Source organism: Methylobacterium sp. 092160098-2 (assembly GCF_028920805.1).
Classification (GTDB): Bacteria; Pseudomonadota; Alphaproteobacteria; order Rhizobiales; family Beijerinckiaceae; genus Methylobacterium; species Methylobacterium fujisawaense.
In genome coordinates, this window is the sequence record NZ_JAQPZJ010000001.1 from 142,779 (window position 1) to 166,529 (window position 23,751).

The window sequence follows — 23,751 nt, forward strand, 5'->3', positions numbered from 1 at the left end:
AGCGGTCGTGAGTTTGTCGCCGCCGTAGCGCGTTCGCTTGAAGGCGTGCACGCGACCGTGGTGATGGTGGTCCCACCAAGGAAGATGTCGGTGCCGCGTTCCGGGCGCGCCGCGCGTCCGAGGCTGTGCCGGGGAGCAGGGCGATGACGGCGACGAAGACATCGGGACGTGCAGAGGAGCCAATCGAACCCGCAATGGGCCGCACGACCCCTGATTTCTACGCGAGCCTGCCCCGGTTTACCGCCTTCTCCAGCCTCATGGATCCAGGCCTCTATCGGCCGCTTCCCACGACCTGGTGGCTGGGTGTGACCGATGTCGTCGGCTCTCAGCAGCAGATCGGGCTCGGCCGCTACAAGGCGGTCAATGCGGCCGGCGCAGCCATCATTGCGGCCGTTTCGAATGCCCTCGGCCGGCGCGCGTTCCCGTTCGTCTTCGCCGGCGACGGGGCAAGCTTCGCGATTGCCCCGGAAGACGTAGACGCCGCCAGAGAAGCGCTGGCCGCAACGGCCGTCTGGGTCCGCGAGGCGCTGCAGCTCGAGTTGCGCACCGCTCTGGTACCGGTCTCCGCCGTGCGCGATCGCGGGCTCAACGTGCGCGTCGCGCGCTACGCGCCCAGTGCTCACGTGTCCTATGCCATGTTCAGCGGAGGCGGCCTGCCCTGGGCAGAGACCGCCATGAAGGCCGGCGACTATGCCGTCCTACCGGCTGAGCCCGGTAGCCAGCCCGACCTGACCGGCCTCTCCTGCCGCTGGCAGGCAATCCGTCCCCGCCACGCGTTGATGCTCTCGCTCATGCTCGTGCCGCAGCACAGCGGCGACGCGCCGGCCTTCCGGCAACTCGTGCAAGAAATCCTGCACAGTGTGGAGATCAGTGCCGAGGTCGCACATCCGATGCAGGATGAGGGACCGCAGATGCACGGACCGTGGGCGGGCCTGGATCTTGAGCTGCGCGCCATGCCGGGCTCCCGTCTGAGCCGCCTCTGGCGCAAGCTTCGCCTCGTGGCACGATCGATCCCCGAATACCTGATCTACCGCATCGGCTTGCGGGTGGGAGGGTTCGATCCGGCCGCGCTTCGGCACGAGATCGTCGGGAATACGGACTTCCGCAAATACGACGATGCGCTGCGGATGACGCTGGACTGCACAGAGGCCTTCGCGGATCAGCTGGAGGCGCAGCTCGCCGGTGCGGAGGCGCGGGGGATCTGCCATTTCGGGCTAGAACGGCAATTGGCTGCGCAGTTGACCTGCATCAGCCCTCCGGTGCCCGGCCGCGGGCACATGCACTTCATCGATGGCGCTGGCGGAGGCTACGCCGCGGCCGCCGCAAGGCTGAAGGCTCGGGCGGCAAGCGTCGGGGCCGTGGTGCCGACCAGCCCGTGAGGGAGCTGTGAAGCGTGGCTGCTGCCGGATGAAGCGCGGGCGCTCGGGACGACCTACCTTGAGCGGCGTTCAGGATCACTGTGCAGCACCGCACCGGCGAGCGTTTGGTCGATGACGGGACCTTCGCGGTCTGCGCCAGCCTGATCGGTGCCGCTGCCTGCGAGCGGCGACCGGTGGAAGGCGCGAAAATCTTCACCGTGTCGGTTCTTCTCCGGCCTGGGATCTTTGCGGAAGAGATGTCCGCTTCGGAGCGTTCTCGAAACACGCTGAATGACCGGGATGGGCGCCAAGCGGAACGATTGCTCCTGCGCGTTTGTGGGTCGGCGTGACGTGGTCTGGCCGAAACCTGCCATTCCGCTTCGGAATGCCGCCGCCCGAAATGCGGACATTCTCTCTGTCCGACTGCGAGCCACTGGCACGCGTAGGATCATGCGAGAACGTAGCCCGTAGGCAAAGGGCAGCTTCGGAGCTTCTGTTCAGATAGGTCGTCTTTCCTGCGGCCGACCTGATCACGATAACGCTTCAGAAGTTGTAGCCGAGACGACGTCGGGATTCCTCCATCAGCTACGCGTCCACGCAGCATGCACGGCTCCAGTCGCCGTATCCGGTTTCGCCGCTCCTATGAAGATCACGACCGGGCCATGGGAATCGCGCCGGGGGTCATAGAAATCGAGCAGGCCGGGATGGAGGCGCTGGATGAAATCCGGTTGCCGCCCGCTCCGACGCAGCAGGTGGTCGATGACGACCTGATCGCCATGCACCGCGTTCGGCACGGGGCCGCAGGATCCTGGGCTCATCCAGCGGTCGGGGTCGGCCGCGAAGGTCGTGTAAAGCGATGCGAGCTCGTCCCCGGACCAGCGCAGCAGCGCACTGGAGAGGCGCCCCGCGTGGAAAAAGTCCTCCATCGCGGCGAGGCCGGGCTCGGCGAGGGCATCGGCTGGGCCGGTCAGCACCGTATCAAGGTCGCACAGGAGGGTCGGACCCGTGCTGAGACCGGGCCGGAACGCCTCCATCTTCGCCCACCAGGCCGACCAAGCGTGCCGGAGCGGGATCGTCTCCACGCCCGCGACGGCCACTGGCAGGTCCGTAAGACAGACGATCCGTTCGAAAGCCGGGGCATGACGGCGGATGCCGCCTGCGAGGCGGGCGACCCAGGTGGCGTCGTAGCGCCCGCCGCCCTTCAGGACGGTGATCAGCGTGGTCATGACGTTATTGCTCGGTCAGAGATGGTGGATGCACTCGGATGCGTCCGGCCGCCTCAGCCTCGGCGAACCATGCGCGCTCGGCCGCCCAGGGATGACCGGGCCAGCCGTCGAAACCAAAGCCGAAGACCTGCGCCGGTCCTGCACCCGCCGGGCGGCCGAGCAGTAGCGCGAGCGTCACGAGGAAGCCGGTGCTCGGGTTCGGGTGTCCCGCCGTGCGCGGGCCGAGCAGGGCGTGAGCCTGCTGGTGCAGCGTCTCGGGCAGGAGGAGGACCGGGCGGCCCAGCGGACGCAGCCGCGCCAGAAGCTCGCGGGTCCAGCAGATCGGCTCGGGGACGTTGTGCTCCGCCGGCAGCATCGGGAAGGGCAGGATGAAGGCCTGCGCGGCGCGGACCACCGGGCGCTCGAGGAAGCGCCGGTCCGCCAGCCATTCCCGCGGCTGGCCGCCGCGGTTGACCAGGGCGAGATGCGTGACGCGGTGGCCGGTGCCGCCGCCGAAGCCGAGCGCGTTGTTGAAGCGGACCACGCTGTCCGCCGCATCGATCGCGGCTGCGCACGCACCCGCTCCGGGCGCGTTGCCCACGATGGCGAGGGACCCGTCGGCTGGTAGGCCGGCGCGTCCGGCAGGGAGGGAGTCGACGTCCGGGATCACGTGCGGCAGGGGTTATGGGAACCGCGGAGGTAAGGCGCGGGCCCGACGCATCCAGGCCCCTCTGCTGGATCGCGGGCGTCGGAGATGGGATCATGCGCCGGTGTTTCGTCTGTGCCGCCGCCATGATCGGGCCGAGCGACCGGACCCTGTCCTATCCGGGCGGCGCGCGCCGCGCCTTCCCGCTGGCCTGCAACGCCTGCGGGGTCCTGCTCGCGCACGGCGCGGCCCCGGAGGCCTGCCGCGCGCATCTGGCCCGAAGCCTCGCCGGTCCCGTCTTCGCGCCCGACCTGGAGGCGCCCTACGGCCTCGACCTCTATACCCTGCGTAGCGCCGCGACCCGTTGGCGGCTCGGCGTCCGTCCCCGCGACGCGGCCGGCCGCGCGGAACTCCGACACCCCCACGGTACCCGGGCGGCCGACGCTGAGCTGTTCGCCCTCGAAGCCGCCGACCGGCGCCCGGTGTCCCTCGGTCTCCTCTGCCGTCCGGCGGACCGGGACGCCGTCCTGGCCTCGCTGCCGGCGCAGGCTGGCTGGACGGACGACGTCGCGATCTTGATCGACGGGCCGGCGCGGGCGGCGGTGCCGGTCCCGGTCGCGGGCTTCGCCGCGGGGGCGGTGCGCGTGGCCGCCCGCCCCCTGGACGGGGATTTCGCCGCGCAGCGCAATGCTCTCCAGGGCCTCGCCCGCCACGGCTGGATGCTGCAGCTCGACGCCGACGAGGCGCTCGGCCCGGCGACCGGCCGCTTGCTGCCCGCCCTGGCGGCCCTGGCCGAGGCGGAGGCTGTCGTCTCGATCGGCCTCGCCCGGGCGAACCGGGTCGACGGCGTCCTCTCGGACGTGTTCCCGGATGTCCAGTATCGGTTGAACCGCACCCATCTGGTCTACGCCGGCCGCGTCCATGAGCGCCCGGTTCTCGACCGTGGCTGGCCCGGGAGCCTCATCGCCCTGCACGGCGGCATCGAGCATCGCCTGAGCGCGGCCCATGTCCGGGCACGGTCGCGGCGCTACGAGGCGCTCGATCCCGGGCGCGGACGTCCGGAGGAAGAGGCCGCGTTGCTGCGCCCCTACGCAGACTGACGGGTCGGAGCGGACCGGATCTGCCGCGGCTGCACGATCAGCCGCCCCGCGCCGCCGTGATCGCCCGTTCGTAGAGCGCCAGGGTCTCGCGCCCGAGGCTCGCCCGGCTGAAGCGCCCGGCCGCCGCCAGGGCGCGGGCGCGATAGGCGCGGCGCAGGTCCGGATCGGTGAGGAGCGGACGCAGGGCGTCGGCGAGGGCCGGCCCGGTCGCGGCCGCGGCCAGGGGGCCGGCGCCGGGCACGCCGACGAAGGCGCGGGCGCTCGCATCCTCGGCGCAGGCCACGACCGGCCGGCCGTAGGCGAGCGCTTCCTGGTAGACGAGGCCGAAACTCTCGTAGCGCGAGGGCGCCAGCACCGCGTGAGACTCGGCGTAGGCCGCCGACAGCGCCCGGCCGTCGATCCGGCCCCGGGCCTGGATGTGCGGCCGCGCCACATTGGGCAGATCGGCCGGGAGATCGTCCGGCGGCACCCCGACGAGGTCGAGCCGGAAGGCGGGCAGCGCGCCCCTCGCCCACTCGGCGCCGAGGATCGCGACCGCGCCGAGAAGGGCATCGAACCCCTTCCGCGCCTCCGCCCGCCCGACGAAGAGCAGGCGGATCGGTTCCGCCGCCTCCGGATAGGGGGCGCCACTCGCGGCCTCGGCGACCTCGGGGGGCAGGCTGAGACCGATCACCGCCTCGGGCTGCCGCCCGGTCAGCCCGTAGCAACGGGCGATCACCCCCGCGTGCGTCGCGGTGTTTGCGATGAGCCCAGCGCTCGCCTGAGCCTGCCGACGCTCCAGGCGGTCAGCCGTCCAGCCGTCGAGGCGGTTCCGCAGGCTGCCGGCCGGCTCGCGGGTGAAGGCGGCCGGCGTGGAGCTGCGGGTCACCAGCGGCAGATCCCGCCGGCCGGCGAGCAGGGCAGCCGGCGCATACCAATTGGTCGCCTCGATCACGGCGAAGGGCCCTTGGCGATGCGCCTCCAGCACGGCACGCCGGAAGGCGAGCGGGGCGGCGAGATGGCCGGCGGAGCCCCAGAGGCGCAGGCGCGCGAGGGAGCTGCCAGGCGCCAGGGCGAGCCCCGACACGGTGACGCCGCCGATCCGTTCGTGTCCGGTCCGGTCGAGGGTGAACACCGTCACCTCCGCGCCCGCCTGCGCAAGGCTCTCGGCGATCTCTCGGGCCGCGGTGGAGAGCCCGCTCGGCGATGGCGGGTAGTCCCAGGCCAGGAAGGCGGTGCGCATCAGGCGGCGTGCAGGCGGTGGTAGAGGGCGAGGTAATCCCGGGCCATGCGTTCGGCGGTGAAGCGCTCCTCGAACCGGCGGCGGATCGCGGCGCGGTCGAGCTGCCCGATCCGGGCGAGGGCCGCGACCGCCTCGGCTTCGCTGGAGACGATGAAGCCCGTCACCCCGTCCTCGACGATCTCGGGAACCGAGCCGCGGTTCCAGGCGACCACCGGAGTGCCGCAGGCCATCGCCTCGATCATCACGAGGCCGAAGGGCTCGGGCCAGTCGATCGGGAACAGGAGCGCCCGGGCGCCGCCCAGGAGCTCGCCCTTCCGGGTATCGTCGACGGGCCCGAGATAGGTCGCGTCGACGCTCAGCAGGGGACGCACGCAGCGGTCGAAATAGTCCGGGTTGCCGACATCGATCGTGCCGCCGAGCCAAATCGGCAGACCGGCGGCGCGAGCGACCCGGATCGCCACGTCGGGCCGCTTCTGGTCGGTCATGCGACCCACGAAGGCGACATGGTCGTCCGGCGCGGCGCGGAAGGCGTAGCGCGCCCGGTCAATGCCGTGATGGACGATGCCGGCCAGGTTCACGGCCGGGATGCCGGTCGCCTGCGCGGCCGAGATCGCCGCGACGGGCAGGTCGGGGAAGCCCTGGAAGAACAAGGCCCGGTCGAGCTCGTCGACCCGCCAGTGGATGGTGGTCAGGCTGCGTCGGCGCCGCGCGCCCAGCAGCGCCGCGTGGGCGAATTCGCCGTGGCAATGGACGATGTCGAAATCGTCGAGCCGCTGCCGCAGGTCCTCCAGCTGCAGAGCCTCCATGGCGGCGGGCACCCCGGGTGCGACGCGCCCGTGTTGCCGTTCCAGCGCCGCGAGACTCGGGTAATTGCCGACGCGCGGTAAGTCTGTCGCACTGTCCGATGGGGCGAATAATGTTAGTTCCACACCCAAGCTTCGTAGCGCCGTGCTGAGATCGTGCACAACCCGCTCGGTGCCGCCGTGATGGTCTGGGGGAACGGGAAAAATGTTCGGAGCGACCTGCGCGACGCGAAGCACGGCAACCTCTTTACATATGTTAAGCCGGGGCGCGGCGTTCGCTTTACATAAGTTAAGCGTTCTGCGGCGCGCGAGAGCCGCAGCGCACGCCTGATGTTTGTCCTGCATATCGCCCTGCAGGGCTGCCTGCGCGGCGACGGCGTCGTCTACGGGCTCACCGCCGACACGGGCGGCCATATCCGCTACCTGCTCGATCTGGTCTCGGCCTCGGTGCAGGACCGCGATCTCACGCGGATCGTGGTGGCGACCCGTCTGTTTCGCGGCTCCCTCGGGGCCGCCTACGCCGTGCCCGAAGAGCCGATCGCCGACAAGGTCACGCTCGTGCGGCTCGCGAGCGCGTCCCCGGACTACCGCGCCAAGGAGGCGATGCACGCCGAGGTCGCGTCCTTCGCCGAAAACCTCATCACCTGGATCGCCGCCCAGGCCCGGGCGCCGGATCTCATTCACGCGCATTACGCGGACGCGGCGACGGTGGCGGCCCTGGTGGAAGATCGCCTGGGCATCCCCTTCGTCTTCACGGCCCATTCCCTCGGACGCGTGAAGGCAACGATGCTGGGCACGGCCCCCGTCCGGCCTGATCTCGCCCGCCGGATCGCCGCCGAGGAGGAGGCTGTGGCGCGAGCCCAGCTCGTGATCGCCTCCTCGCGGGACGAGGCGGAGGTGCAGTACGCCGGCTATGCGGCCTACGATCCCGGACGCGTCCGCGTCCTGCCTCCGGGCAGCGACCTCGCCCGCTTCGCCGCGGCCCAGACCCATCCCCGGGTCGACGCGGCGATCGACCGCTTCCTCGACGATCCGGACAGGCCGGCAATCCTGGCGCTCGCCCGGCCGGTGGCGCGCAAGAATCTCGCTGCGCTGGTGCGTGCCTACGGCGAGAGTCGTGCGCTCCAGGCCCACGCCAACCTCGTGATCATCGCCGGGACCCGTGACGACATCGATACCCTCGACGGCGACATGGCCGCGACCATGCGCGACCTCCTCGTCCTGATCGATCGCTACGATCTCTACGGGCGCGTCGCCTACCCGAAGACGCACCGTCCGGAGGACGTTCCGGCGATCTACGCCCATGCCCGGACGCGCGGCGGCCTGTTCGTCAACCCGGCCCTCAACGAGCCCTTCGGCCTGACGCTACTCGAGGCCTCTGCCGCCGGCCTGCCGCTGGTCGCCACCGACAGCGGCGGCCCCAACGACATCGTCGAGACCTGCGGCAACGGGCTCTTGGTCGATCCACGCACCCACGGGGCGATCGCGGAAGCGTGCCTGCGGATCCTGGGCGATCCGGTCCTCTACGCACGCTGCGTGGCTGGCGGCGCCCGGGCGGCTGCAGCCTACGACTGGGACCGGCACGCCGCCCGCTATCACGTCCTGCTGCGCGCGCTGCTGTCCCCGGAGCCGCCCACCCAGACACCCCGGCAGCTGCTCGTCTGCGACATCGATAACACGCTGGTCGGCTGCGATGCGGCGATGGGAATCTTCCGCCGGTGGCGCAGCCGGCAGGCGGGGCTCGCCTTCGGCGTCGCAACCGGCCGGTCCTTCCACAGCGCGATGGCCGTGCTGGAGCAACAGGACAGCCCCCGGCCCCAGGTAATGATCACCTCGGTGGGATCCGAAATTTACCACCTAGACGCCAACGGCGTGACATACACGGCAGACGCCGCGTGGCGCCGGATCATAGAGCCCGGCTGGGATCGGCCCGCCGTGCAGGCAGCGCTCGACAGGCTTGATGGGCTGAGCCCCCAGGGTCCTCTGGAGCAGCGGGCCCTGAAGCTGAGCTATTTCGGTGACACCGAGACCGAACGGCGCGTCCGCGCGCGTCTAGCAGAGGCCGGCATCGCCGCGCGTGTGATTCACAGTCATGGACGGTATCTCGACGTCCTGCCCGAGGCCGCCTCGAAGGGCACTGCCGTGGACCACGTCCGGGCCCTGTACGACCTGCCGGAGCACGCCGTGTTCGTGGCCGGCGATTCCGGCAACGACATCGAGATGCTCGGCGCCCGCGTGCAGGCGATCATCGTGGCGAACTATTCCGACGACCTCGCAAGCCATGCCGCCCTGAAGCACTCCTACGTGTCCCGCCGGACCCACGCCCGGGGCATTATTGAAGGGGTCTCGCACTTCCGCCGGATGCTCGCCGATGCCGGCTGAGCACGGGGGGGGGCCGGCTCCCAGCGTCCTGACCCTAGTCCGCGGCCGGGCCGACCGCCTCCATAACCTGATGCAGGGTCTCGCCCGCCAGACGCTGCCCCCGCGAGAGCTGGTGATCGCCTGGATGCAGTCGGAGCGTGCGCCGGACCTGCCCGATCCCGGCTGCCCGATCCGGCACCTCCACGTGCCGGGCGAGCCGATGCCGCTGGCCGCCGCGCGCAACCGGGCCGCCGAGGCAGCGTGCGCTGAACTCCTCGTCTTCCTCGACGTGGATTGCATCCCGTCGCCGACTTTGACGGACGCCTATGCGCGGGCCGGCGCTACGGCGCAGGGGCTGTTGCTCGGCGAGGTCCTCTACCTTCCGCCGGGGGCGGGCACCGGCGATTGCACGCCGGCGGTACTCGACCGCCTCGGCCGAGCCCATCCGGCCCGGCCCGCCCTGCCCGAAAACGGCCTGCGGCCGGAACCCGATGCAGGCCAGCTCTGGGGCCTGTCCTTCGCCTTACCGGCCGCGGTTTGGCGCACGGCCGGCGGCATGGACGAGGCTTTCGTCGGCTACGGCGGTGAGGAGACGGACCTCGCCGCCCGGCTCGCCGCCGCCGGGCTGCCGGTCTTCTGGGTCGCGGGGGCTCGCGCCTATCACCAGCACCATCCGGTCCACGTGCCGCCGCTGCAGCATTTCGCGTCGATCCTCGCCAACGCGGCGCGTTTCCGGGCGCGGCACGGGCGCTGGTGCATGACCTACTGGCTCGACCAGTTCCGCGCGGCCGGGCTGATCGACTGGGACGTCGCCGCCCCCGCGATCCGCCTGATCCGCCCGCCGACCGAACCCGAGATCGCCGCGGCCCTGCGGCCCGACGCCCTGTTCTCTTGAGAGCGAGCCCGAACCCACCGTTATGAAGAAGCCGATCGCGTTCTTCGTTCATCATCAGGGCCGCGGCCACGCCAACCGCACGATGGCGGTGGCCGCCGAGTTTGCTCGTGACCGGGCCGTCTCGGTGCTGACCGCCGATCCACGCCTGTTCGACGGCTTCGGCCGCGACATCGAGATCGTGGCGCTGCCCAACATGATCGGCGCCGCCGTGCCGACGGCGCGCCTCTACGCCGAGCCGACGCCCCAGGTGATGCACTGCGTTCCCCTGGGTCTCGACGCGATGCGCCGGACCATGCGGTCGATCCTCGACCATCTCGACGAGCGTGGAATCGGCCTGTTCGTGGTCGATGTCTCGGCGGAGATCGCGCTGCTCGCGCGTATCGCCAGCGTGCCGGCGGTGCAGATCCGCATGCACGGCGACCGGTCCGATATCGGCCATGTCGGCGCCTACGAGGCCTGCGTCGGAATGCTCGCCCCCTTCGACGAGCGCTTGGAGCAAGACGATTACCCGGCACACCTGCGCGCCAAGACCTTCTACAGCGGCGGCCTGTGCACCAGCGTCGACCGGGTGCCGGAGCGCGCGGAGGCCCGCGCCAAGCTCGGCCTCGATCCTGCACGGGAGATCGTGGTGGCGGTGACCGGCGGCGGCGGCAGCGGCACGCCCTTCGCGCCTCTCACGGTCGCGGCCCGCGCCGAACCCGACGCCCTGTGGCTCACCCTCGGGCCGACCCACCGCGAGGGCCACGAGACCGACTTTTCGAATCTGCGCGAACTCGGCTGGGTGTCCTCGGTCACCGACTACCTCGCCGCCGCCGACATCGTGATCGCCTCGGCGGGCGACAACACGGTCCACGAGGTCGCCCGGGTCGGCGGTCGCCTGATCGTGATGCCAGAATGGCGCTACTTCGCCGAGCAGACCCGCAAGGCCGAGGCCCTGGTCCGTCTTGGCGCCGCCGTGCAGGCGCCCGCCTGGCCGGGTGATCTCCAGGGCTGGCGGGACCTCCTCGCCCGCGCCCGCGCCCTCGATGGGGCTGCCCTGCGGAGCCTCTACGCCCCCGACGCCGCTGCCCGCGCCGCCGGCTGGCTCGAAGGGCTGACCGACGCGCTCTGGGATTGCGGACCGGCCGGCGCCGAAACCGTCCCGCTTCCAGGCATCGCCGCCGAGTGACCGCCGCCGTCTCCCCAACCCAACCGGAGCCCGATCGCCTTATGTCCACCGTCTCCGTGGTGACCCTCGCGAAGGGCCGGCCGGCGCATCTGCGCAACGTGCTCCGCGGCCTGGAGCGCCAGACGCAGCCCCCCGCCGCCTTCATCGTCGCGGTGATGCAGGAGACGCCCTACGACCTGCCCGAGGTCGGCTTCCCGGTGCATCAGATTCCGGTGCGGGGCCGCGAGTTGCCGCTGGCGGCGGCGCGCAACCGCGGCGTGGCGGCGGTCGACAGCGACGCCGTGGTCTTCCTCGACGTCGATTGCATCCCGGCGCCCGACCTCGTCGCCGACTACGCGCGGGGGCTCTCCGAACTCGACGGGCTGCTGATGGGCGAGGTGCTGCATCTGCCCGAGCGCGCCACGCAGGGGACCTGGGACTATGCCGGCCTCGATGCCGTGGCGGAGCGGCATTCCGACCGCCGCGGGCCCCCGGCCTCCGGCATCGAGATCTGCAACGATTACCGCTGCTTCTGGTCGCTCAACTTCGCGATCCGGCGGGCCACCTTCCTGGCGACCGGCGGCTTCGACGAGCGCTACACCGGCTACGGCGGCGAGGACACCGACTTCGGCAAGCTCCTCGACCGAAGCGGCATCCCGATCGCCTGGATCAAGGGCGCGCGCGCCTATCACCAGTACCACCCGCACCACATGCCGCCGGTCTATCACCTCGAGAGTGTGGTGCGCAACGCCGAATTGTTCGAGGCCAAGTGGGGCTACCGCACCATGGGCCACTGGCTCTACGCCTTCAAAGTGATGGGCCTGATCGACGACACGCCCGACCGGCCGATCCGCATCCTGCGCCGGCCCGACGCCGCCGACCTCGCGCTGACTGGTCAGCTGGGCCACCAGCCCTACACCAACTCGGCGTCGGTGATCCGCGCCATCGAGGCCCGGACGGATGCCGGGGCCGCCGCGAAATCGCCGGCGCCGGTGACGGCGTGAGGATCGCGCTCCTTGCCCATCTCCGCCATCCGATCGCCCCGCCCTTCGCGGGGGGCCTCGAAGCCTATACGTGGAGCCTCGCGGACGGTCTCGCCGCCCGGGGCCACAGTGTCGCCCTGTTCGCCTCCGGCGACAGCGACGCGCGCTTCGCCCTGGATCCTGTGATCCCGGTCCATCACGAGCGGAGCCATGCCGGCCTGGAGCACCGGGGCGATGCGGGCCTGAAGGCTCATCTCGACGACGGCTACGCTTCCGCCTGCGACCGGATCGCTGCCGGGGGCTTCGATGTGCTGCACAACAACAGCCTGAGCCGTCTGCCCCTGGAGAAACGGCGCACCGCCGCGACGCCCACCGTCACGTCGCTGCACGTACCGCCCTACGACGCCCTGCGCTGGTTCGTGCAGGCGAGCCCCGCCCCGGGACACCGGATCACCGCGCCCTCCCGGGCGCATCTCGACGCGTGGTGGCCGGACGGGGCGCCCCCGGAGGCCTCGGTGCTTCACAACGGCATCGATCCCGCCGCCTGGCCGTATCGTCCGGACGGCGACGGCAGCGCCGTCTGGTGCGCGCGGATCACGCCCGACAAGGGCGCGCAGCACGCGATCGGCGCGGCGCGCCAAGCCGGCCTGCCCCTGACCCTGTTCGGCCCGGTCGAGGAGCCGGATTACTGGGCGGCCCAGGTCGCGCCGTTGCTCGGCGGCTCGATCCGCTACGGCGGCCAGCTCAGCGGGACGGCCTTGGCCGCGGAGATCGGCCGCGCCTCCGTGTTCCTGGCCACACCGTGCTGGGACGAGCCGTTCGGGTTGGCGGCGATCGAGGCGATGGCCTGCGGCCTGCCGGTCGCCGGCTTCGCCCGGGGCGCCGTTTCGGAGGTCGTCGGCGAAGCCGGGTCCCTCGCGGCACCAGGGGACCAGGCGGGTCTTGCCCGTGCCATCGGCGCGGCGCTCGTGATCCCGCGGCCGATCCCGCGCGCGCGTGTCCTGCGCCTGTTCACCCGCGCATGCTGGCTCGACCGATGCGAGGCACTCTACGCGCAGGCCCGCGCCGTTCGATGACCCCACTGCTCTTCCTGGATGTCTGCCCCTCCTGGGCCTTCCAACACCCTCAAATCAGAGTTCCATGACCCGTCAGGACCTGATCGCCGCCCTGTGGCACGGCCGCGACCCCTTCGCGGATCCCCCGGCGGACCTACGCGCCGGCGACCTTCAAGGCTGGCGCAGCATCCACCCCTATCTCGAAGAGGCGGTGATCGAATTCCGACCCCGCGTCACCGTCGAAATCGGGACATGGAAGGGAGCCAGCGCCCTCTTCCTCGCGCGAACCATGGCCGAGAACGAGGTCGCCGGCACCGTGATCGCGGTCGATACGTGGCTCGGAGCCGTCGATCACTGGGCGGACGAGGCGCTGTTCGCGGAACTCGCCACCGAGCATGGCTATCCGAGCCTCTACCGGACCTTCCTGGCCAATGTGGTGCGCGAAGGCATGACGGACCACATCGTGCCGTTGCCGCTCGACTCGGTGAATGCCGCGGAACTCTTGCGTCTGCGCGGTGTGACCGCCGACGTCATACATCTCGATGCCGGGCACGAGGAGACGTCTGTCGCGGCGGACCTGCGCGCCTGGTGGCCGGTCCTGCGGCCTGGAGGCCTCCTGATCGCCGACGATTACGACCGCTTGGGCGGCCGCTTCCCGGGTGTGACCCGGGCGGTCGATGCGTTCTGCGCCGAGGTCGGGGCGCGGGGGCCGTGGTCGCTGCAGGGCAAGTGCAAGTTCACCAAGCCGAATGAGGGCTGATCAAGTGCTTCGCCTGTGCGCCGGCGATGAGGATCTGGTCGGCACGCTGACGACCTCGGGCGTCCATCTCATGGCAGGCGGCTGAACTTGGCGTCTTTCCACCCGGACCTTTCCATGAAACGCGGCATTGAGGGGAGATGACCCATGCCTCCTCGAACGCTGCGCCCTGTGCTCTCGTCGTCGACGACGACGGCATGGTCCGCATGGCTGCAATCGACATCCTGGAGGACGCGGGGTTTGCGACCTTTGCGGCCGCATCCGGTGATACGGCGTTGCTCGTGCTCGAAGAACACCACGCGTGCATCGTGCTGCTGTTCACCGACGTGCAGATGCCGGGCGTACACGATGGCTTCGCCCTCGCTCGCAAGGTTGCGAGCGCCTATCCTCACGTCTCGATCGTCGTTGCGTCGGGGCAGGCCAAGCCCGGACCGAACGATCTGCCGGACGGAGCGCGCTTCATCGGAAAGCCGTTCAGCGTGGACATCGTGAATCACCACCTGCGCGAGGTTCTGCCGGACGAGCAGAAGCCCGAGCCGCTGCGCGACAAGAACCGCGCCTGAGAGGCGCGATCATATCTTCCGTCAGCACTCGCAGCTACGCAAGCATGCACGCGAAATGACTGTCGGCACCCCAAACGGACCCGGCGGCGCTGTCTGCTTTGAAGTATTCGCCGTCCAGAAGCGGACGGGCCGGACACCACCCCGAGCGGACGGTTCGATAGCGACCCAACCCAGCCGCCGGGAACGCCATTTACGGTTCTCCAAAGCGGTCGCTCGTTGGCCACCCCGCAAGCTCGGCTGGGGGTGGGGAGCAGACCCTGACCCTTCGCCCTTAAGCGGACGTTCCGCCAGCGATCCCCGAAAGCAGCCGTCCTTGTGGACGATACCCCAGGCGTCGGGGGCGTCAGCCGACCGTGAGCTACGCGCTCCGGTCCTCGGCATCGGCGCCGCCCTCCGCGAGCCTGTTACGCAGTGTTCCGAGAACACGCAGCGCCGTGGCGAGATCGTCGGAAGGGATGTCTTTGGCCAAGTCGCCGGCCGCCGGAAACCAAGCCCGAACGGCGGCTTCGTAGGCCTGCCGACCTGCCGTCGTCAAAACTACGAGTTGTGCGCGCTTGTGGTGCGGGTTGGTCTCGAAGGCCACCAAGCCGTCCTTGGCGAGTTCGTTGACGATGCGCTGCACGTTCTGCCGGTTCGCGCCGAGGTCCCGGGCTAGCCAAGCCACTGGCTGCGGCCGATCTGCATAGGCGATGGCCCCCATGATCTGCCAGCGCGCGCTGGTGAGCCCGAAGGGCTCGACCAGGCGGTCGCCCCAGATCAGCGTCGCGTTGTTGACCCGGAAGAGCGTGAGAACGAGATCGGTCAGCGCTTCAGCAGAGGGAGAAACTTCGGACATCGCAGAGATCACCGCCCTATTGACATCATGATGCCATTTCGTTGATTATGACACCATGATGCCATTTGGGCATCACGCGGGCAACTCATTGGCCTGCCTGCCCAAGGAGCACCCGATGTCGACCTTCATCGAAATGGATAACACCGTGACGCTCGCCGACCAGCTGGCCGACGAGGAGGCCGGTCCGGTCGTCTTGATCAACACCTTCGTCGTCCCGCCAGAGGACGCGGACGCGCTTCTGGAGGTCTGGAGCCGCGATGCGACGATCATGAAACGGCAGCCGGGCTTCATCTCGACACAGCTCCATCGCGGCATCGCGGGAAGCGGTGTCTTTCTGAACTATGCGGTTTGGCAGTCCGTCGCCCATTTCCGGGCCGCCTTCGCCAACCCCGAGTTTCGGGCGAAACTCTCGGAGTATCCGGAGAGCGCGAGGGCGAGCCCCCATCTGTTCCGTAAGGTCGAGGTTCCCGGCATTTGCATCGCCTGACGCCTCATGGGCCCGGATCAGAACACCGCTCTTCGAGAACGCGGATGAAGGCTGATCACTGCGGTTGCTCGATCGAGTGAGGGCCACTTTCTCAGCCCTCACTTCCCGAAGCGGAGCATCGGAAATCCACCACTCTGGACGTGGGTCATCCTCGACTTAGCTGCCGAGAAGCGGACCCTCCAAGGGTCTGAGAAGGGTCGTGAGGGGTCCCCATGGCTATGTCCGCTTGATGCAACTGTCGTCCAGAAGCGGACGGGCAGGAGACCACCCGTCTCAGACGGGCTGAGGCGCAGGGCTACGTTGTTGGGCGCGCTGCTCGCGGGCGTAGTGAATTGGCGGTCTGCCGACATGACGGGCGAAGGCGGTGCTGAAGGTGCTGGCAGACCCGTAGCCCACGCGCTCGGCCACCTCCGCCACGCCGGCTCCCTCGCGACCGAGCAGATCCTTCGCCAGCGCGATGCACCACGCCAGCAGATACGCCATCGGCGCGACGCCGACCTCGCGCCGAAACCGTTCGAAGAATGTCGAGCGCGACAGTCCCGCCTCTCGGGCCAGGGCCGCGACCGTCCAGGGAACGGTCGGTCGCTCGTGCATCCGGCGCAACGCGGTGGCCACGCGCTCGTCGGCAAGCCCGCGCAGGAGGCCTGAGGGTGCCGTCGGACCCGTGGTGGACCGAAGCGCCTCGATCAGAAGCACCTCCAGAAGCCGCGCCAGGACCACCTCGCGACCGGGCCTGTCGCCCCGCGTCTCTTCGTTCACCAAGCCGAGCAGCATCGCCAGTCGTCCGACGCCGCGCACATGGACGAACCGTGGCAGGAGCGACAGCAGCAGTTCCGTATCGTCGGAGGCGAAGGTGCAGTGCCCCACCAGCATGCGCAGGTCGGGCGGCACCTCGGCAGGACCGAGCCGGAACACGCCGGGGCCAATATCGACGGGCGGTGGCGCCCGCCCCGCCGAAGGCGCGACGAGGCTGGAGGCGGCGAAGGCGCTGGCGGCGGGGATCAGTACGAAGTCGCCGGCCGCGAGGACGATCTCCGCCTCGCCGTCGATCGCAAGGCGGCACGCCCCCTCCAGCACAGCGGCGTAGAACGGCTGGCCGTGGTCGTCGCGGCGCACGATCCAGGCGCCGCCGGCCAGGACCAACTTGGAGAACGAGGCGCTGGGCTGAAGCAGCCCGACCACCTGGGTGAGCGGATCGACCATTTCGGACGCTCGCCATTGAAATATGGACTTGCGCCCGTATCACGTCCGGCGAAGCGCTCCTATCACCCCGTGGTGCGTCACACGGGAGGTCACCATGAACACGATCCTTATCACCGGCTGCTCATCCGGCTTCGGCCTGGAGACGGCGCGCCTGTTCCTCGACCGTGGCTGGCGGGTCATCGCCACGATGCGGACGCCTCAGGCCGCCCTGCTCCCGGAGTCCGACCACCTCACCGTCCTGCCGCTCGACGTGACCGACGCCGGCAGCATCGCCCGGACGGGCGCGGAGGCCGGGCCGCTTGATGTCCTGGTGAACAACGCGGGCGTCGGGCTGCTGAACGCCCTGGAAGGCCTGTCGATAGAGTCCGCCCGGGAGGTGTTCGAGACGAACACCCTCGGCACCATCGCCATGACCCAGGCCGTGCTGCCGCAGTTCCGGGAACGGGGCGCGGGGGTGATCGTCAACGTGACGTCGAGCGTGACCCTGCGGCCGCTGCCGCTGCTGGCGGTCTATACCGCGAGCAAGGCGGCGGTGAATGCCTTCACCGAGTCCCTCGCCCACGAACTCGTGCCATTCGGGGTGCGCGCCCATCTCGTCATTCCCGGCCGATCGCCGGAGACCGCGTTCGGGACCAACGCCCGCACCCGAATGGGGATGGATGTGCCCGAGGCCTATGGCGAACTGGCGGGTCAGGTCTTCGCGAACTTCCAGCAGGCGACGGAAGAGCTGACCCGGGCCTCGGACGTGGCCGAGGCGGTCTGGCGCGCGGCGACCGACCCGGCCTGCCCGATGCGCCTGCCGGCGGGCGCTGACGCGGTCGCCTGGTCGGCGGCCTGAACCGACCCCTCGAACGTCTGCTTCCGCCCCATGTTCGAGGGGAAGCGGACGAGCCGAGATCCACCCACCCCGGTCATTCAGAAGACCATGCCAGCGACTCGGGACCTGGCCGATAGCAGAACGACCGCTCCTGAAAAGGCTTGCCACAGAAGCGGACGAGATCATGCGAACCCGGTCAAATATCCCGATGAGTCACCGTTCTGAAGGTCAGTCGCACAATGAGAGATTTCAGTCCCTGGTGCGATGCGCATGACTGGACAAGCTTGTACAACAGGGTGAGTTGACGCGCGCCTTCGACAGACAATAGCGCGTGGCGCCTAGCAGCTTCCCAGACCCCTTTCGGGCCCGGAGGATCAGGCGATCCCCGCGATGGCGATGCCGAAGTTCTTCGGACCGCGCAGGGAAGCGCCGGCCCGGTAGGGCGGTGGATCGTTGAGGAGCCGCGGCGCGACGAGGCGCCGGCACAGGGTGACCAGGGCGATCTCGGCTTCGACGCGCGCCAGCGGCGCGCCTACGCAGTAATGGAGGCCGCCGCCGAACCCGAAATGCTGGTTGTCGTTCCGGTCGGGATCGAACCGGTCCGGCTGCGTGAACCGCGCCGGATCGCGGTTTCCGGCCGCGAGCATCAGGACCACCGAGGATCCGGCCGGGATCGTCGCGCCCGCCACCTCGATGGCGCCGAGCGCCTTGCGGGTGCGGAAATGGACGGGGGGCTCGTGACGCAGGATCTCCTCGATCACGCGGAGCGCCCGCTCGGGGTCGGCCTTCAGCTTCTCGAGTTCGTCCGGATGTCGGAGCAGGGTGAGCATCCCGTTGGTGATGAGGTTCACGGTCGTCTCATGGCCCGCGACGAGGAGCAGGATCGCCGTGGAGATCAGGTCGATGTCGCCCATGGCTAGTCTGCCCCGGCCGCCGCGGGCGGCGAGGCCGCTGAGCATGTCGTCGGCCGGATGGCGGCGCTTCTCGCGGATCAGCCGGCGCATGTAGTCCGAGATCGCGTCGAAGGTGGCGGCGATCTCGCGCCGTCCCGCCTCGTCGTGGCGCGCGTCGGGCTCCAGGGCCGTCGCGATGCGTGTCGCCCAGGCATGGAATTGCCGCTCGTCGGCCTCGGGCACGCCGAGGAGCTCGCAGATGACGGCGACGGGCAGCGGACAGGACAGGTCGTCCACGAGGCAGACCGTGTCGCGGCCCCGGCACTTGTCGATCAAGGCATCCACAAGCGTCGCGACCTTGGCGTGGGAGTCGCGCACCCGGGCGATCGTGAACTCCTTCATCACGAAGCCGCGCAGGGTGTCGTGGTCGGGCGGATCGCGGAAGATCAGCGGGCGGTGGGCATTGACCACGCGGTTCCGGATCGGGTTGAGGATCCAGTCCTTTGGGGGTTGCCCGTGGCGGGCCGGCGCGACGGAGGCAGATCCTCGGAGCTGAGGCGCGGATCGAAGATCAGGCTCCGCAACGCCGCCTGGGTGCTGACGAGGTAGCTGCCATCCGCCTGCCGGGACACAGGTGTCTCGCGCATCCTGGCGTAGAGGGGATAGGGATCCGCCCGGTTCTTCGGGGCCAGCACCTGCGCGAAGAGCGTCTCGTCAGACATGGCTAGCCTCCGGCGCCGGCGCGGCGGGATGGGCAGGGGGCCGCGCCGCGGGGAAGCCCGGCTTCAGCCGCTCGATTCGTGGCTGGTCGATGGCATCGGGAAACGGAGGAAAGCGCGCCCCGGCGGCGACGGCCTCGGCATGGGCGGGCAGCCAGCGCGCCTCGTCGAAGGAGACGGCGGCGATGCTGCGACCGGCCCTGCCATCCACGGCCAGGAACCGGTGCGAGGCCCGCGATCCCTGGACGAGCGCGAGTGCATCCGCCCCCGCGGTGTGGCCTGCGAGCTTGATGTTCAGGCCGAACTGTCTCGACCAGAAAGCCGGCAGATGCCGGTAGGGCTGCTGGGCGGAGGGGGCGGCCATCATGTTGGCTGCCGCGTGCCGGGCCTGGTCGACAGCGTTGCCCCAATGCTCCACCGTCATCGGACGATCATTGTAGAGCGGGTTCGGCCAGCGCGCGACTTCGCCGGCCGCGTAGATGTTGGGGTCGGGCTCTCCCGCGATAGAGATCGCGCGGCAGGCTCCGTCGCAGGTCAGGCCGCCCGCATCGGCGGCGAGGCCCGCCGCAGCGAGCCAGCCGGTGTCGCGTGTGGCGCCGAGGGCGACGATGACGAGATCCGTCTCGAGAACCTCTCCCCCGGCGAGGTGCGCGCGGCGGACCTGCCCGGCCTCGCCCGAGAGCGCGCGGACCATCGTCTTCGGGCGGAAATCGACCCCGGCGCCGCGCATCCGTTCGGCGAGGGTGGCACCGATCGTGGTTCCGAGCAGGCGGGCAAGCGGCGTCGGGTTGGGATCGACCAAAGTCACCGCCAGGCCGAGGTCGGCACCGTCTCCGGGCCATGTCCTCGCCCTCACCCCGGTGGTGATGAGAAGCTTCTCCTAGGGAAGCGTCGCGCCGTCGGCGAGGTGCAGCACCCGGCGCTCCCGGTCCAGCGCGACGGCGGCCCGGCCGAGCCGCCACTGCGCCTGCAACCGGGTGAGCTGTGGCAGCGCGGTCGCGTGGCGGGAAGCTCGCCCGCAAGGACGTGCTTGGACAGGGGCGGCCTGTCGTAGGGCCGATGCGGCTCGGCCCCGACCAGGATCAGGGGCCCATCATAGCCGCCGTCCCGCAACGCCTCCGCCACCCGGCGAGGGAGGCGCCCACGACGACGATGCCCGGTCGCTGTGCGCCGATCACGGTTCGCCCTCCTCGGAGAGGCCGGCGCGCTCGCTCTCAATGGCTCGGACGGGGCAGGCCTGCTGCGCCCGCTCGATCTGCGACCGCTTCGCGTCCGGTGGCGCGGAATCGTAGAACAGGATCTCGTAACCGCGCAGCTCGAAATGCTCAGGGGCGGCGTAGCAGCACTGGGCGTAGCCCTGGCAGCGATTGGGATCGACGACGACACGCATTCAGGGCCTCCAAAAAACTGTGCGGATGACCGGCCGGCGCCGCGCAGGATCGCGAGCATGGCGAGCACGCCCAGGGCCTCGAAGCCCAGCATCGCGAGCTTCATGCCGGTGACGCCGTGCGAGACTTGGCCCACGGCGGCGAAGACCATCTGCGCCGCGGGCGGGTAGATCGTGGGCGCGTAGTCCTTGCGGTTGATCAGCGGGTAGACCGCCGCATCGCGCAGCCGTTCGAGAGCCGGACCGGCCGGGATGTAGCGGTAGGGGTTGATCCCGGCAGCCTGGACCTGCCCGTCCCAGACGTAGCGGTAGATGTCGCTCGACAGGAACGGCGGCGCCGGCAGCAGCGCGGCCCGCATCGCCACGGCGAAGCCGGGGATCGTCCACAGGGCCGCGGGCGGCAGCCGCTCCCGCAGCACCAAGCGCACGGCGAGAAGGCAGATTCCGAGACCAACCGCGACCACGCCGACGAAGACGTTGGCGCGGGCCACGGAGCCGACCGTGTCGGCGCCCGGCACGTGGATCGCGAGCGCGCCGACATTCACGACGAGCAGCCCGAGACCGAGGGCCGCGAGCCGGTGCGCGGGGCTGGCGAGAAGCCGGGTCATGCCGGGACGGCTTCCGAGGTCTCCGTGAGCCCCGCCAGGACCGCGCGCGTCGCCGGGGCCGCGTAGCCGGACGTATCGGCGGAGAGCTGCGCCAGCGAGGCCGCGTCGTCGACGTCGTACCAGGGGTCCAGCTCGACGAGAGCGAGGCCGATCTCGTGCGCCCGGGCGCGGGTGGCGGCCGCGACGGTGTCGGTGCTCCAGGCGATGTCGGCGAAGAGGCGGGCATGGGCCTGCTTGAGGCCTAAGATGTAGTAGCCGCCGTCTCTGCAGGCGCCGAGCACGGCCCTGTCCCCCGGCGCCAGCAGGATCCGGGCGGCCTGGACGAGGAGGCGCGTCGGCAGCGTCGGGATGTCGGCGCTGAGCACGCAAGCCGCTGCATGGCCCTCCGCGAGCATGCCTCCGACGGCCTGCAGCAAACAGCGGCCGAAACCCTCGACTGCCGCCGGGGCCGGGATGTCGCCGTCCGCCGGGACGAGCTGTGTTCCGATGACCAGATGGGGGCTGACCAGCGCCTCGGCGCCGCGCGGCGCGTAGGCCGCGTAGGCGGCGATCGGCGCGGAGCGGGCCGCCTCTAGGATGTTAGCGGTCGTGTCGCGCAGGAAGGCACCGCTCAGGAGTGCGGCCTGGTCGGGCGTCAGCGGCGGGCACAGCCGCGTCTTGGAGCGGCCGCTGCGCGGCGCCTTGGCCATCACGCCGATCGCGCAGGTGGCGGACGATCCGGACGTCGGTCCTGGTGCCATCTCCAAGATTCCTCCGTGATCAATGGAAGGGCCGGACGATCCCGAGGCGGAGCGTCTCGTCCAATTGAACCGCGGTGGCCGAGCCCGGCGCGAAGGCTGGCAGCGCGCGCAGGCGTTCCGGCGTCAGGCCCATGAGGGCGACGTGCTCGCCGAGCAGCGCCACCGCTTCGACCGGCACGGCCACGAGCCGGGATCCGACCCCGCTTCAGGCGACCGGCTGGAGTCCGAGCCAGGTCAGCCCGAGGACGCCGTCGAGGCGCACGATCACATCGGCGCCGCCATCGTCGCGGCGGACGAGCCCCGTCACGCGGCCGAGCACGGGCTGTGATTCCTCCGGCTGAAGCAGGAGGCGGCCGGGGAGATCGCCGACGCGCACAGGCTGGGGAAACCGGCCGGCCGCGCGACCCGCCATCTCGGGGGCGGTCATGCCGGGCTTCGGCATGTGGTCGGGGGCCGGCGAGGGACCGGCGGTCTGCGCCTGCGCCGGCCCGGCGAGGGCCAGCGTCAGCAGGACGACGCCCCGGGCGCACCGGATCGCGCGGGCACTCATAGGCCCGCGAACCAGTTGAAGCCGCGATTCTCCCAGTAGCCGCCGGGATAGGTGTTGGTCACCTCGATGGCCGTGATCCATTTGGGATTCTTGAAGCCGAGCTTGACCGCGGTGCGCAGGCGCAGCGGGTACCCGTAGGGGTCCGGCAGCTCCGCGCCGGCATAGCGGGTGGCGAGCAGCGTCTGCGGGTGCAGTGCGCTGGCCATGTCGATGCTGCTCGGATAGTTGTCGGCCGTCTTGAAGGCGACGTACTTGGCGGTGAGGTCGGCGCCGACGCGCTCCAAGAAGGCGCGGAGCGGCACGCCCGACCACTGCCCGATATAGTCCCAGCCCTCCACGCAGACGTGGCGGATGATGATCTCGCGCTCGGGCAATTCCGCGATCTGCCGACGCGTCCAGGGCCGCTTGTCGGAGATCAGCCCGGCGAGTTCGAGCCGCCACGCCGTGCCGTCGATCGGCTTCACGTCCTCGACGTCGTAGTAGGCGTTGAAGCGCGGCGGCTTCAGGACCTGGGAGGCGGGATATTCCGGCGCGAGCTTGCGGGGATCGAACAGGGCGGCCTGGACGCCGTCGTTGAAGTCGGAGACCGCGCGCAGCGCCCGGCCGACCGCGGTCGTGTCGGTCACGTCGCAGCCGGTGAGCATGGTGAGCGCGCCCAGCGTCAGGCCGCCGCGCAGGAGACCGCGCCGCTCGATCTGGCGGACCAGGGGGCGGTGGTCGTCGAGGATGCCGGGATCCGGCACCGTGCGGGGGCGGAAGGGCGACCTCATCGCGCCGCCTCCCGGGCCACGGCCGGGAGGGCCGGCTGGCGGACCGGGCCGCCAGTCAGCATCGCCCTCAGCGTGCGCGGCACGAGCAGGGCGAGCACGACGTGGATGGCAAGGAAGCCCGCCAGCACCGCCATGCCGGCGAAGTGGACGAGGCGCGCGCCCTGGAAGCCGCCGAGCAGTGCGACGAGGCCGGAGAATTGGACCGGCTTCCAGATGGCCAGCCCGCTGACGACCTGGCTGATGCCGGCCAGGATGGCGACGATGTAGAGGATCTCCTGGACGGCGTTGTAGGTCGTCAGGTCCTCGTGCGCGAGCTTGAGCCGCAGCGTGTCGCGGACCGTCTGCACGATGTCGCTCGGGCGGATCGGCAGGAGGCGCTCGCGCAGGCGCCCGGTCGCGACGCCGTAGACGAGATAAGCGCCGCCATTGGCAACCAGCAGCCACATCGCGGCGAAGTGCCAGAGCAGGCTCTCGGCGGCCCAGGACCCAAGGCGGATCGCCTTGGGAAAGTACACGCCGTGAATAATGACGGAATCGTCGTAGATGCCCCAGCCGGAGCCGATCAGCACTACCATCGCCACGGCGTTCGTCCAGTGCATGATCCGCACCGGCTATGGGTGCAAGCGACGCCTGGATCTGATCGCGTT

At 70.3% G+C, this 23,751-nt stretch carries 25 protein-coding genes and 2 pseudogenes; 12 read left to right on the forward strand and 15 right to left on the reverse strand.

The window, feature by feature from the left end:
- Positions 1 to 143: 143 nt before the first annotated feature.
- Positions 144 to 1,379, forward strand: a complete 1,236-nt coding sequence (locus tag PQI07_RS00680) for a DUF3095 domain-containing protein (RefSeq protein WP_446720933.1) — start codon at positions 144 to 146, stop codon at positions 1,377 to 1,379.
- Between the two features lie 80 nt (positions 1,380 to 1,459).
- Positions 1,460 to 1,708 carry a hypothetical protein gene (locus tag PQI07_RS00685; RefSeq protein WP_274925825.1) on the forward strand — a complete coding sequence of 83 codons (249 nt, stop codon included), beginning with the start codon at positions 1,460 to 1,462 and terminating at the stop codon, positions 1,706 to 1,708.
- Between the two features lie 231 nt (positions 1,709 to 1,939).
- On the opposite strand, the gene PQI07_RS00690 is transcribed toward PQI07_RS00685, so the two are convergent.
- Both PQI07_RS00690 and PQI07_RS00695 read right to left on the reverse strand, forming a co-directional pair.
- The gene (locus tag PQI07_RS00690) at positions 1,940 to 2,584 is read right to left on the reverse strand and encodes a hypothetical protein (protein WP_182592115.1); all 645 of its coding nucleotides are present in this window, start codon (positions 2,582 to 2,584) and stop codon (positions 1,940 to 1,942) included.
- Positions 2,585 to 2,588: 4 nt separating this feature from the next.
- On the reverse strand, positions 2,589 to 3,233 hold the full coding sequence (locus PQI07_RS00695; RefSeq protein WP_043755499.1) for a hypothetical protein: 645 nt from the start codon (positions 3,231 to 3,233) through the stop codon (positions 2,589 to 2,591).
- A gap of 92 nt (positions 3,234 to 3,325) precedes the next feature.
- On the opposite strand from PQI07_RS00695, the gene PQI07_RS00700 reads away from it, so the two are divergent.
- On the forward strand, positions 3,326 to 4,309 hold the full coding sequence (locus tag PQI07_RS00700; RefSeq protein ID WP_111474251.1) for a glycosyltransferase family protein: 984 nt from the start codon (positions 3,326 to 3,328) through the stop codon (positions 4,307 to 4,309).
- A 37-nt stretch (positions 4,310 to 4,346) separates the two neighbouring features.
- Here the strand turns inward: PQI07_RS00700 and PQI07_RS00705 are convergent, their stop codons facing one another.
- Together PQI07_RS00705 and PQI07_RS00710 are read right to left on the reverse strand one after the other, a co-directional pair.
- The gene (locus PQI07_RS00705; protein WP_274925826.1) at positions 4,347 to 5,531 is read right to left on the reverse strand and encodes a glycosyltransferase family 4 protein; all 1,185 of its coding nucleotides are present in this window, start codon (positions 5,529 to 5,531) and stop codon (positions 4,347 to 4,349) included.
- Positions 5,531 to 6,571, reverse strand: coding sequence for a glycosyltransferase family 4 protein (locus PQI07_RS00710; protein WP_342462028.1), 1,041 nt, complete (start codon positions 6,569 to 6,571; stop codon positions 5,531 to 5,533). The genes PQI07_RS00705 and PQI07_RS00710 overlap by 1 nt, the downstream gene beginning before the upstream one ends.
- A 93-nt stretch (positions 6,572 to 6,664) precedes the next feature.
- On the opposite strand from PQI07_RS00710, the gene PQI07_RS00715 reads away from it, so the two are divergent.
- From PQI07_RS00715 to PQI07_RS00745, 7 genes are all read left to right on the forward strand, one after another.
- A complete protein-coding gene (locus PQI07_RS00715; RefSeq protein ID WP_043352927.1) occupies positions 6,665 to 8,716 on the forward strand; it encodes an HAD-IIB family hydrolase in 2,052 nt (683 codons plus the stop codon).
- Complete coding sequence (locus tag PQI07_RS00720; protein ID WP_274925828.1) at positions 8,706 to 9,590, forward strand: glycosyltransferase family 2 protein; 885 nt, start codon at positions 8,706 to 8,708, stop codon at positions 9,588 to 9,590. The genes PQI07_RS00715 and PQI07_RS00720 overlap by 11 nt, the downstream gene beginning before the upstream one ends.
- A gap of 22 nt (positions 9,591 to 9,612) precedes the next feature.
- Positions 9,613 to 10,758 (forward strand): glycosyltransferase, encoded by a 1,146-nt coding sequence (locus PQI07_RS00725; protein WP_274925829.1) that lies wholly within the window; start codon positions 9,613 to 9,615, stop codon positions 10,756 to 10,758.
- 41 nt (positions 10,759 to 10,799) lie between these two features.
- On the forward strand, positions 10,800 to 11,741 hold the full coding sequence (locus PQI07_RS00730) for a glycosyltransferase family 2 protein (protein WP_274925830.1): 942 nt from the start codon (positions 10,800 to 10,802) through the stop codon (positions 11,739 to 11,741).
- A complete protein-coding gene (locus PQI07_RS00735; protein ID WP_274925831.1) occupies positions 11,738 to 12,796 on the forward strand; it encodes a glycosyltransferase in 1,059 nt (352 codons plus the stop codon). Before PQI07_RS00730 ends, PQI07_RS00735 begins: the two co-directional genes overlap by 4 nt.
- Before the next feature lie 64 nt (positions 12,797 to 12,860).
- The gene (locus tag PQI07_RS00740; RefSeq protein WP_274925832.1) at positions 12,861 to 13,535 is read left to right on the forward strand and encodes a class I SAM-dependent methyltransferase; all 675 of its coding nucleotides are present in this window, start codon (positions 12,861 to 12,863) and stop codon (positions 13,533 to 13,535) included.
- Between the two features lie 137 nt (positions 13,536 to 13,672).
- Positions 13,673 to 14,095 carry a response regulator gene (locus PQI07_RS00745; RefSeq protein WP_274925833.1) on the forward strand — a complete coding sequence of 141 codons (423 nt, stop codon included), beginning with the start codon at positions 13,673 to 13,675 and terminating at the stop codon, positions 14,093 to 14,095.
- A gap of 358 nt (positions 14,096 to 14,453) precedes the next feature.
- Here PQI07_RS00745 and PQI07_RS00750 read toward each other — a convergent pair whose 3' ends face one another.
- Positions 14,454 to 14,930 (reverse strand): MarR family winged helix-turn-helix transcriptional regulator, encoded by a 477-nt coding sequence (locus PQI07_RS00750; RefSeq protein WP_274927666.1) that lies wholly within the window; start codon positions 14,928 to 14,930, stop codon positions 14,454 to 14,456.
- A gap of 115 nt (positions 14,931 to 15,045) precedes the next feature.
- On the opposite strand from PQI07_RS00750, the gene PQI07_RS00755 reads away from it, so the two are divergent.
- The gene (locus PQI07_RS00755; protein ID WP_274925834.1) at positions 15,046 to 15,417 is read left to right on the forward strand and encodes an antibiotic biosynthesis monooxygenase family protein; all 372 of its coding nucleotides are present in this window, start codon (positions 15,046 to 15,048) and stop codon (positions 15,415 to 15,417) included.
- 273 nt (positions 15,418 to 15,690) lie between these two features.
- Here PQI07_RS00755 and PQI07_RS00760 read toward each other — a convergent pair whose 3' ends face one another.
- Positions 15,691 to 16,620, reverse strand: a complete 930-nt coding sequence (locus PQI07_RS00760) for an AraC family transcriptional regulator (RefSeq protein WP_274925835.1) — start codon at positions 16,618 to 16,620, stop codon at positions 15,691 to 15,693.
- Positions 16,621 to 16,714: 94 nt separating this feature from the next.
- On the opposite strand from PQI07_RS00760, the gene PQI07_RS00765 reads away from it, so the two are divergent.
- Positions 16,715 to 17,458 carry an SDR family oxidoreductase gene (locus PQI07_RS00765; protein ID WP_274925836.1) on the forward strand — a complete coding sequence of 248 codons (744 nt, stop codon included), beginning with the start codon at positions 16,715 to 16,717 and terminating at the stop codon, positions 17,456 to 17,458.
- Positions 17,459 to 17,811: 353 nt separating this feature from the next.
- Here PQI07_RS00765 and PQI07_RS00770 read toward each other — a convergent pair.
- From PQI07_RS00770 to PQI07_RS00805, 9 genes and pseudogenes are all read right to left on the reverse strand, one after another.
- Positions 17,812 to 19,052: pseudogene (locus PQI07_RS00770) on the reverse strand (cytochrome P450).
- A complete protein-coding gene (locus tag PQI07_RS00775) occupies positions 19,045 to 19,905 on the reverse strand; it encodes an FAD-dependent oxidoreductase (protein ID WP_342462030.1) in 861 nt (286 codons plus the stop codon). The pseudogene PQI07_RS00770 and the gene PQI07_RS00775 overlap by 8 nt, the downstream one beginning before the upstream one ends.
- A gap of 318 nt (positions 19,906 to 20,223) precedes the next feature.
- Complete coding sequence (locus PQI07_RS00780; RefSeq protein WP_274925837.1) at positions 20,224 to 20,439, reverse strand: ferredoxin; 216 nt, start codon at positions 20,437 to 20,439, stop codon at positions 20,224 to 20,226.
- A 56-nt stretch (positions 20,440 to 20,495) separates the two neighbouring features.
- Positions 20,496 to 21,044 (reverse strand): annotated as a pseudogene (locus tag PQI07_RS38085) (MptA/MptB family glycosyltransferase); the annotation flags it as partial.
- Complete coding sequence (locus tag PQI07_RS00785; RefSeq protein WP_274925838.1) at positions 21,041 to 21,784, reverse strand: TIGR04282 family arsenosugar biosynthesis glycosyltransferase; 744 nt, start codon at positions 21,782 to 21,784, stop codon at positions 21,041 to 21,043. The gene PQI07_RS00785 and the pseudogene PQI07_RS38085, both read right to left, overlap by 4 nt.
- A gap of 19 nt (positions 21,785 to 21,803) precedes the next feature.
- Positions 21,804 to 21,968: a hypothetical protein gene (locus PQI07_RS00790; RefSeq protein ID WP_236961598.1), complete on the reverse strand. Its 165-nt coding sequence runs from the start codon at positions 21,966 to 21,968 to the stop codon at positions 21,804 to 21,806.
- Positions 21,969 to 21,989: 21 nt separating this feature from the next.
- Entirely contained in the window at positions 21,990 to 22,334 is a 345-nt protein-coding gene (locus PQI07_RS00795) for a hypothetical protein (RefSeq protein WP_274925839.1), read from the reverse strand.
- Positions 22,331 to 23,104, reverse strand: coding sequence for a molybdopterin-dependent oxidoreductase (locus tag PQI07_RS00800; protein ID WP_274925840.1), 774 nt, complete (start codon positions 23,102 to 23,104; stop codon positions 22,331 to 22,333). Before PQI07_RS00800 ends, PQI07_RS00795 begins: the two co-directional genes overlap by 4 nt.
- The gene (locus PQI07_RS00805) at positions 23,101 to 23,703 is read right to left on the reverse strand and encodes a cytochrome b/b6 domain-containing protein (RefSeq protein ID WP_274925841.1); all 603 of its coding nucleotides are present in this window, start codon (positions 23,701 to 23,703) and stop codon (positions 23,101 to 23,103) included. Before PQI07_RS00805 ends, PQI07_RS00800 begins: the two co-directional genes overlap by 4 nt.
- Between the last annotated feature and the right edge of the window lie 48 nt (positions 23,704 to 23,751).

Coding starts and splice junctions, on each gene's coding strand:
- PQI07_RS00680 (WP_446720933.1), top strand. CDS start 144: ATGACGGCGACGAAGACATCGGGACGTGCAGAGGAGCCAATCGAACCC.
- PQI07_RS00690 (WP_182592115.1), bottom strand. CDS start 2,584: ATGACCACGCTGATCACCGTCCTGAAGGGCGGCGGGCGCTACGACGCC.
- PQI07_RS00700 (WP_111474251.1), top strand. CDS start 3,326: ATGCGCCGGTGTTTCGTCTGTGCCGCCGCCATGATCGGGCCGAGCGAC.
- PQI07_RS00705 (WP_274925826.1), bottom strand. CDS start 5,531: ATGCGCACCGCCTTCCTGGCCTGGGACTACCCGCCATCGCCGAGCGGG.
- PQI07_RS00715 (WP_043352927.1), top strand. CDS start 6,665: ATGTTTGTCCTGCATATCGCCCTGCAGGGCTGCCTGCGCGGCGACGGC.
- PQI07_RS00720 (WP_274925828.1), top strand. CDS start 8,706: ATGCCGGCTGAGCACGGGGGGGGGCCGGCTCCCAGCGTCCTGACCCTA.
- PQI07_RS00725 (WP_274925829.1), top strand. CDS start 9,613: ATGAAGAAGCCGATCGCGTTCTTCGTTCATCATCAGGGCCGCGGCCAC.
- PQI07_RS00730 (WP_274925830.1), top strand. CDS start 10,800: ATGTCCACCGTCTCCGTGGTGACCCTCGCGAAGGGCCGGCCGGCGCAT.
- PQI07_RS00740 (WP_274925832.1), top strand. CDS start 12,861: ATGACCCGTCAGGACCTGATCGCCGCCCTGTGGCACGGCCGCGACCCC.
- PQI07_RS00745 (WP_274925833.1), top strand. CDS start 13,673: ATGACCCATGCCTCCTCGAACGCTGCGCCCTGTGCTCTCGTCGTCGAC.
- PQI07_RS00750 (WP_274927666.1), bottom strand. CDS start 14,930: ATGTCCGAAGTTTCTCCCTCTGCTGAAGCGCTGACCGATCTCGTTCTC.
- PQI07_RS00755 (WP_274925834.1), top strand. CDS start 15,046: ATGTCGACCTTCATCGAAATGGATAACACCGTGACGCTCGCCGACCAG.
- PQI07_RS00760 (WP_274925835.1), bottom strand. CDS start 16,620: ATGGTCGATCCGCTCACCCAGGTGGTCGGGCTGCTTCAGCCCAGCGCC.
- PQI07_RS00765 (WP_274925836.1), top strand. CDS start 16,715: ATGAACACGATCCTTATCACCGGCTGCTCATCCGGCTTCGGCCTGGAG.
- PQI07_RS00780 (WP_274925837.1), bottom strand. CDS start 20,439: ATGCGTGTCGTCGTCGATCCCAATCGCTGCCAGGGCTACGCCCAGTGC.
- PQI07_RS00785 (WP_274925838.1), bottom strand. CDS start 21,784: ATGGCACCAGGACCGACGTCCGGATCGTCCGCCACCTGCGCGATCGGC.
- PQI07_RS00795 (WP_274925839.1), bottom strand. CDS start 22,334: ATGAGTGCCCGCGCGATCCGGTGCGCCCGGGGCGTCGTCCTGCTGACG.
- PQI07_RS00800 (WP_274925840.1), bottom strand. CDS start 23,104: ATGAGGTCGCCCTTCCGCCCCCGCACGGTGCCGGATCCCGGCATCCTC.
- PQI07_RS00805 (WP_274925841.1), bottom strand. CDS start 23,703: ATGCACTGGACGAACGCCGTGGCGATGGTAGTGCTGATCGGCTCCGGC.